The following is a 6,542-nucleotide window of genomic DNA, read 5'->3' on the forward strand; positions in this document are numbered from 1 at the left end:
TAGCCAACTAAGTAAAATAGAAAAAAGAGAAAAGAAAAAATGATTACTACAGCTAAAAAAGTAACTACATAATATCGTAGCTTATCTTTAAAAAGATTAGTCTCTTCTAAAAATAAAAGAATTGTACTTAACACTTTGTTTTGAAATAATTGGAATTGAACAAATGGTCCATAAATGAGGCATATAATTCTAATTAAACGGAGGTGGTTGAATTGAATGATTCAGCATTCTGGATAAAACTTATTGGAGGACTACTAAGTTTTGGTGCATTTACTTTGTATTATGTATCGTTAGGAAAAAGAGTTTCAAAAGAAGAAAAAGAAGCAGGAAAAGATTTAACATTTGAGATAAACCCATTTACAGGTACTTCGAAGGATACTACAAAAAAGAAATAAATTTATAATTGTTTATACACAATCTCGGAGCTATTGTGAAAGAATCTATAGGTGTTTAATCAAAAGTGCATTTGGAATTTTATGGCATAATTGTATTATCAATCAATTAACTTGATGTAGGCACAAGAGAGGAGGTTAAGTCGATGGTTAATGAGGATAAAAAGCACAATACGGAGAGTAATATAAAGCTGAAAGAAATTATTAAGCATGCTACTGGTGAAAAGAAATTAACTAAAGAAGAACAAGATAAATTAAAAAAAATGGCTAAAGACAATCGTAACGGAGGAGTATGGGGTTAATGAGTACGAGGTGGTATTAAAAATTGATCTTCTATCTATTCTAGAAGGTCAATTTTTTCTTTTTTAGTAAGAAGGAATCTTACTTGATCGAATTTTCTTATGTTAAACAATCTCGGAGCAAAACAGGAATAAAATAAACAGTTATCGTTTTAAATGTGATTAAAGCGATTCGAAATGAAATGAGGAGACATTTATAATGATTGAATTGAAACCTTTTGAACGTGCTGACTTTGATAAACTTATAAATTGGATTGAAACTCCTGAGTTCCTACTACAATGGGGAGGTCCTAATTTCACTTTTCCATTAGATGAAGATCAGCTTGGGGTTTATTTGAAGGATGCCAACAATGATGATTCTGAAGTATTAATTTATAGTGTTTTTGATAGAGAAACTGAAACAGTAATAGGACATATTTCGTTAGGTAAAATCGATAGAGGAAATAACTCTGCAAGAGTAGGAAAAGTATTAGTTGGCGATAAGAGTGTAAGAGGAAAAGGGATCGGCAAACAAATGATGACCGAAATTCTTAAAGTAGCATTTGATGAACTACATTTACATAGAGTCAGTCTTGGTGTGTTTGACTTTAATTCTTCAGCAATTGCTTGTTATGAAAAGGCTGGATTTAAAAAGGAAGGTTTACTGAGAGAATCAAGGAAAATTGGTGAAGAATACTGGAGTTTATGGGAAATGAGTATTTTAGAGAAGGAGTGGCTGGAAGAAAAGTAGATTAAAGCCGTACAAATCATCTTGATTTAAAGTCTTCAACAAACTCGGAGCATATCTGTAATAAGATAGGCTCCTTTTATCTGAATTAAAGATTGAGTTATGTGGGGCTATTTGAAATAATTGGTATTAAGTGATGTTTTTTTAGGGGGATTGTTTTATGTTTGTAGTAAATGTAGAGGGTGCCATAGAGCGCAACGGTAAATGGCTTTTAATCTTGAGAAGTGAAAAGGAAGAACACGCTGGAGGCACCCTTTCGCTAGTTGGTGGAAAATGCGAACTTGAAGGCTTTTCATCTGATATTTTAGAAAGAACTTTGAAAAGAGAAATTTATGAAGAAGTAGGCTGCGAAGTTGCAGGACTTAAATACGTAAATAGTTCTTCTTTTGTTACTGATTCTGGGATCAATGTCATTGATATTGTTTTTCTATGTCACCATAAGTCAATTGAGCCTTATCCTAAAAGCAGTAATGAAGTAGATGATGTTATTTGGATGACTACTTCAGAGATTCTAGCTAATACAGAGTTGCCGGAATATTTAAAGGATAACATCAAGCTGTCAGATAAAATACTACAGGATAATTCCTACATTAAATTTTAGTAGTAGATATTCATTTATCTCGGAGCAATTGTTCAATAAAAGCATTCAATTTAAACAACGTAGCAGTTTAAATAAAGAGCGGATTTCTGAAAAATCAACGGAGGCATACAATGAAACGCTTGCTCATCTTTATGGTGATATTGGCTTTTGCAACTGCTTGTAATAAAGAAGAAATTAGTGAACCTTACTTTTTCTGGGAGGGGCAGTTATATATCACCACCCACGAACCTATAACTAAAACTGAATTATGTAAAGAAGTTGGTGAAATTAAAAAAAGTGTAAGTAAACCTAATAAAGACGGTCAAGCTAAAGGGCTTCCTGAAGGTACTAAACTATTTATGGTGGAAGGGCAACATCTTGGAACAGATGAAACTGATGATGGTCTCATAGCTTTCGAAAGAGAAGGAGGGTTTAACATAGCAAGGCAGATTGAACCAGAATTAAAAGATGAGTTGAGATGAATGTTCAAAAGAATGTACTAACTAGTTTATTCTACAAAACGTGTGCGTTAATTATAGAATTTTTCATAGATATCTCGATCAAGTCTTAAACTATATCGGAGCTTATCTATAATAGGATGAGCTCTTATTTATGCAAATAAATAAGGACAGAATAAAAGGATTAATTTTACACTTTTCACTCCAGCGCTCTAGGAACTTCTTAAGAGAGGTTTCTTTTTTTATATTTTTATCTTAATGATTAAAATGGTTTAAAACTTTTCCACAAATAATCTCGTTTACTAGGTTGAGGTGAAAAGATGCTAACCGATCAGAAACTTATAAAGGACATTAAGTCTGGCAGTCAATCGGCCATGGATGTATTAGTGAAACGGCATTACAAGCTAGTCTACTCGTTCATGTATCGAAAAACGTCTAATAAGAGCGTGGCGTATGACTTAACACAAGAAGTGTTTATTAAAATGCTGAAGAAGATCGATCGTTACTCTTTCAGCGGAGAGTTTAAGAACTGGCTCCTAACGATAGCTGTGAATCATTGCCGTGATTATTACCGTTCGAAGGCATACCGGGAGTCAACAGATAACAGTGAATTTAAGGATAATTTGCATCGTGAAAAGGATGATATCACCTACATATTCAATAAAAATGAGACGAGAAAACAGATTAAAGAAGCGCTGAGTACACTACCTGATATGCAAAAGGAAGCGATCATCTTAAAGTATTTTCATGATCTGAAGATAAACGAAATTGCAGAAATTACGGAGACGAACAGTTCTACCGTCAAATCAAGGCTTAAGCAAGGGATGAAGAAATTAGAAATTATTTTGAAAGGGAGTGATTTTTTTGAAGAAACCAACAGAGGTAAATGTTGAAGAAGAGGTCACTGACTTTCTTGAACACTACACAGTTGAATATCCTGATGAAATTGCGATCGATCAGACAGTTGAAGCTCTTCGTGAGTATGTTCCTACTCCCAGATCAAAGCGAGCTAGGGTACGTGAAAGGATGGAAGGTTTGCTGCATCATGCCGTTCGAGAACTTTCAACCATCGGCGGTTTATTTTGGATTATGAATCTAGTTTTCTTTCTCGGTGGTTTTAGCTACGTCACCATATTAGAAGGGAACCCTTACTTAACGCTGTTTTTCTTAGCACCTATTCCTATGCTGCTAGGGCTTTTGGAAGTATTTAAAGGAAGAGAAACGGGACTTTATGAAATTGAACTTTCTTGTAAGTATTCAGCACAGCAAATTATGATGTCTCGCCTGCTTATAGTAGGGATATATAATGGATTGCTTAGCATGCTGTTAATCAGTACTTTTTCTGTAGTGGTGGACAATATTCTCCTTATGACTTTACTAGGCTACTGGATACTTCCATCTGTTCTGGTATCCTCTCTGGGATTGTTTTTGTCGATTCAACTACGTAGCTCGACTTCCATTCCAGTTACCGTTGGCCTTTGGATTGCAACAGTCGCGATAGTTTCATCATCTGTTGATATTGTTCGCCTCTTAGAATCCATAACGGCCTGGGTTTACGTTGTCATTCTATTTATTTCTCTCCTTTTTCTTGTATCGCAAATCTATCGGGTAAAAAGAGGTGTTCAATTTGAAACTGGTCATTGAAAATCTATCGAAATCATTTGGCAATCACGTTGCAGTTAAGAATGTTTCCTTTGAATTGACAGAGGGTGTCTATGGATTTCTAGGAAGTAACGGCTCTGGGAAAAGCACTTTGATGAGAATGCTAGCGAGTGTATCAAAGCCTAGCGCTGGACGCGTCCTTTATAACGGTAAGGATATAGCCGTTTTAGAAGACGAATACCGTGAATTACTCGGCTATTCTCCTCAAACCATCGGCTACTATAAGAACTTTACCGTTGAGAAGATGATGTACTATATCGCTTCACTAAAAGGAATCGACAGAAGGCTGGCAAAGGAAAAAACGAGTGAACTGCTTACGCTTGTTAATTTGTTCAATGAACGTAAAGTAAAGATAAAGAAACTATCTGGAGGAATGAAACAGCGTGTAGGGATCGCTCAGGCATTACTGAATGATCCATCGATTCTAATCGTCGATGAGCCTACAGCAGGTCTTGATCCCAAAGAGCGCGTACGTTTTCGAAATTTATTATCAAAGATTTCGACGAATCGTATTGTTTTGCTTTCCACTCATATTGTATCGGACATTGAGTATATTGCGAAGGAAATCATGATTCTAAAAGAAGGGACATTGATTCAAAAAGAAGAACCGAGAACGCTTCTTGAAGGAATTAAGCATAAAGTTTGGACGGTCATTGTCGATGAATCGGAGATCGCCAACCTTCAGTCTCATTATCGATGTGGAAACATTATGCCTAATCAGGAAAAGTTTGAACTCCGATTAGTGAGCGATACAAAACCTCATCCCAATGCCGTATTTACGCAACCAAATCTTGAGGATTTGTATTTGTACTATTTTGATGAGGAGGTCAATGCATCATGAGCTTGCTTAAGTTCGAGATCTATAAGCTTTTTAAACAAAAAATGGTCTACTTTACTTTTATTAGTCTTTTGATTATTTCCTCCCTCTACCTATTAAACTTCGATCGAACAACGGACTCGGAAAAACAATTGTATCGTGAATGGGAAGGTCCATTGACAGAAGAGAAGGTTAAACGTTCTCAAGTGGAGAATGAAAAGTTAACAGCGATGATGGAGAAACGTGAAGAGCAGATGAAGGAAGATCGGGTTAGTGGAAATTCCCTATCTGAAAAGGAATCAATAAGAGCTGGATTATATGAAAGTATTGCGTATATCCAAGGCGCAAAAGCACGAACGGATCTAAGATTGGAAGAACTTGAAGAAGAGCAAAAGGATAATACTGACCTCGAAGCGAGCACATTAGAGGAAATCGACTATTCCTATTTCGCTTATAACAAAACCCCAGTGGAAGTGATTGATTATACAAGCACGTTTTCTCTCGTAGTCACTGGATTGATGTTGCTCATAGGACTTTCGGGTAGTTATTCCACTGAGTATCGTTCAGGGGTCGATCACTATATCCTTAGTTCAAAAAAGGGAAGACATGAACTTGCTATGGCTAAAATGGGAGCTGCGGTGATCTTTACAGTCGCCATCGTCATGGTGGGAGAGGCCTGGAACCTCTTGAGTAAAATGTTCCTGTTTGGAAACGATGGTTGGACTACGACTATTCAGTATGCATTTAAATATTATTTCTCTCCGTATGGATTAAGCATGGTAAACTATCACATTATTCAGGTTAGTATTCATCTGCTTGCAGCTCTTAGCTTTGCGTTGTTCATCCTTTTTATATCATCACTTAGTAGAAATATTCTTGCTTCCCTCACTATAAGTGGTGCCGTATTTGCCCTTCCATTTTTTATCGTGGAATTAATTCAAATGCCAATCTGGTTAAGAGAAGCACTACAATTCACATATTTCTACATCATGCGAGTGGAGTTTCTATTCAGTGACTTTCACACGCTCAACTTCTTTGGGCAACCTGTTATTTACCCGTTAGTTGCGGTGATCTGGATGATCGTACTTGGTGTTCTATTCGCCATTTTAATGATGAGAGTTATGAAAGTAAGGCAAGTTAGTTAAACTACTACGCACCGTTAATCTTAACTTCAGTAGTGACATTGAAATAATGGCTTCTTATTTTGAGGTTAGTTAATGGAAATGAAGAGATTTTATACTTCATCGAGATATCCTATCATTTGAAGTGAAATTAGATAAAAAGATGAGTATATTAGTTAAAGATCTACTTCAAAACATCAAATCAAGTATTCAACAATCTCGGAGCTTATCTTCAATAAGATAAGCTCCTTTTTCTATGGAAATTTTCCTTGCTGTCTATAATTATTGAATTGGTTATGCATAGTGTTATACTTTTAATTCTGTTCTTCTCAAAACCGAATAAGAGCGATCCATTTATCTAAGGGTCAATACATATCTAACTTCTATTGATTCCGTGTGTTGTCCTCATTTTAAGTATCCTTTCAAAGTCCAGTAAAGAAAATTCATCATAACCTTCAGAAAAAAATACAACCAAATGAGCTATGT

The 6,542-nt window shown here is 35.7% G+C and carries 9 protein-coding genes; all 9 read left to right on the plus strand.

Annotated features, from left to right (window positions below; genetic code table 11):
• Positions 1-212 precede the first annotated feature (212 nt).
• The 9 genes from Q4550_RS22930 (at position 213) to Q4550_RS22970 (ending at position 6,080) form a co-directional block, all read left to right on the plus strand.
• A complete protein-coding gene (locus Q4550_RS22930; RefSeq protein ID WP_303536438.1) occupies positions 213-395 on the plus strand; it encodes a hypothetical protein in 183 nt (60 codons plus the stop codon).
• 143 nt (positions 396-538) lie between these two features.
• Positions 539-694: a hypothetical protein gene (locus tag Q4550_RS22935; protein WP_303536440.1), complete on the plus strand. Its 156-nt coding sequence runs from the start codon at positions 539-541 to the stop codon at positions 692-694.
• 196 nt (positions 695-890) lie between these two features.
• On the plus strand, positions 891-1,421 hold the full coding sequence (locus Q4550_RS22940; protein WP_283153698.1) for a GNAT family N-acetyltransferase: 531 nt from the start codon (positions 891-893) through the stop codon (positions 1,419-1,421).
• Between the two features lie 157 nt (positions 1,422-1,578).
• A complete protein-coding gene (locus Q4550_RS22945; RefSeq protein ID WP_303536441.1) occupies positions 1,579-2,019 on the plus strand; it encodes an NUDIX domain-containing protein in 441 nt (146 codons plus the stop codon).
• Between the two features lie 110 nt (positions 2,020-2,129).
• Positions 2,130-2,480, plus strand: coding sequence for a hypothetical protein (locus Q4550_RS22950; protein ID WP_303536442.1), 351 nt, complete (start codon positions 2,130-2,132; stop codon positions 2,478-2,480).
• A 296-nt stretch (positions 2,481-2,776) separates the two neighbouring features.
• Positions 2,777-3,349 carry an RNA polymerase sigma factor gene (locus Q4550_RS22955; RefSeq protein WP_303536443.1) on the plus strand — a complete coding sequence of 191 codons (573 nt, stop codon included), beginning with the start codon at positions 2,777-2,779 and terminating at the stop codon, positions 3,347-3,349.
• Entirely contained in the window at positions 3,321-4,100 is a 780-nt protein-coding gene (locus tag Q4550_RS22960; RefSeq protein ID WP_303536444.1) for a hypothetical protein, read from the plus strand. Before Q4550_RS22955 ends, Q4550_RS22960 begins: the two co-directional genes overlap by 29 nt.
• Positions 4,084-4,959: an ABC transporter ATP-binding protein gene (locus tag Q4550_RS22965; RefSeq protein ID WP_303536447.1), complete on the plus strand. Its 876-nt coding sequence runs from the start codon at positions 4,084-4,086 to the stop codon at positions 4,957-4,959. The genes Q4550_RS22960 and Q4550_RS22965 overlap by 17 nt, the downstream gene beginning before the upstream one ends.
• Entirely contained in the window at positions 4,956-6,080 is a 1,125-nt protein-coding gene (locus Q4550_RS22970) for a hypothetical protein (protein ID WP_303536450.1), read from the plus strand. The genes Q4550_RS22965 and Q4550_RS22970 overlap by 4 nt, the downstream gene beginning before the upstream one ends.
• Positions 6,081-6,542 lie beyond the last annotated feature (462 nt).

Source organism: Anaerobacillus sp. 1_MG-2023, assembly GCF_030547345.1.
Classification (GTDB): Bacteria; Bacillota; Bacilli; order Bacillales; family Guptibacillaceae; genus Guptibacillus; species Guptibacillus hwajinpoensis_B.

Coding starts and splice junctions, on each gene's coding strand:
- Q4550_RS22935 (WP_303536440.1), top strand. CDS start 539: ATGGTTAATGAGGATAAAAAGCACAATACGGAGAGTAATATAAAGCTG.
- Q4550_RS22940 (WP_283153698.1), top strand. CDS start 891: ATGATTGAATTGAAACCTTTTGAACGTGCTGACTTTGATAAACTTATA.
- Q4550_RS22945 (WP_303536441.1), top strand. CDS start 1,579: ATGTTTGTAGTAAATGTAGAGGGTGCCATAGAGCGCAACGGTAAATGG.
- Q4550_RS22950 (WP_303536442.1), top strand. CDS start 2,130: ATGAAACGCTTGCTCATCTTTATGGTGATATTGGCTTTTGCAACTGCT.
- Q4550_RS22955 (WP_303536443.1), top strand. CDS start 2,777: ATGCTAACCGATCAGAAACTTATAAAGGACATTAAGTCTGGCAGTCAA.
- Q4550_RS22970 (WP_303536450.1), top strand. CDS start 4,956: ATGAGCTTGCTTAAGTTCGAGATCTATAAGCTTTTTAAACAAAAAATG.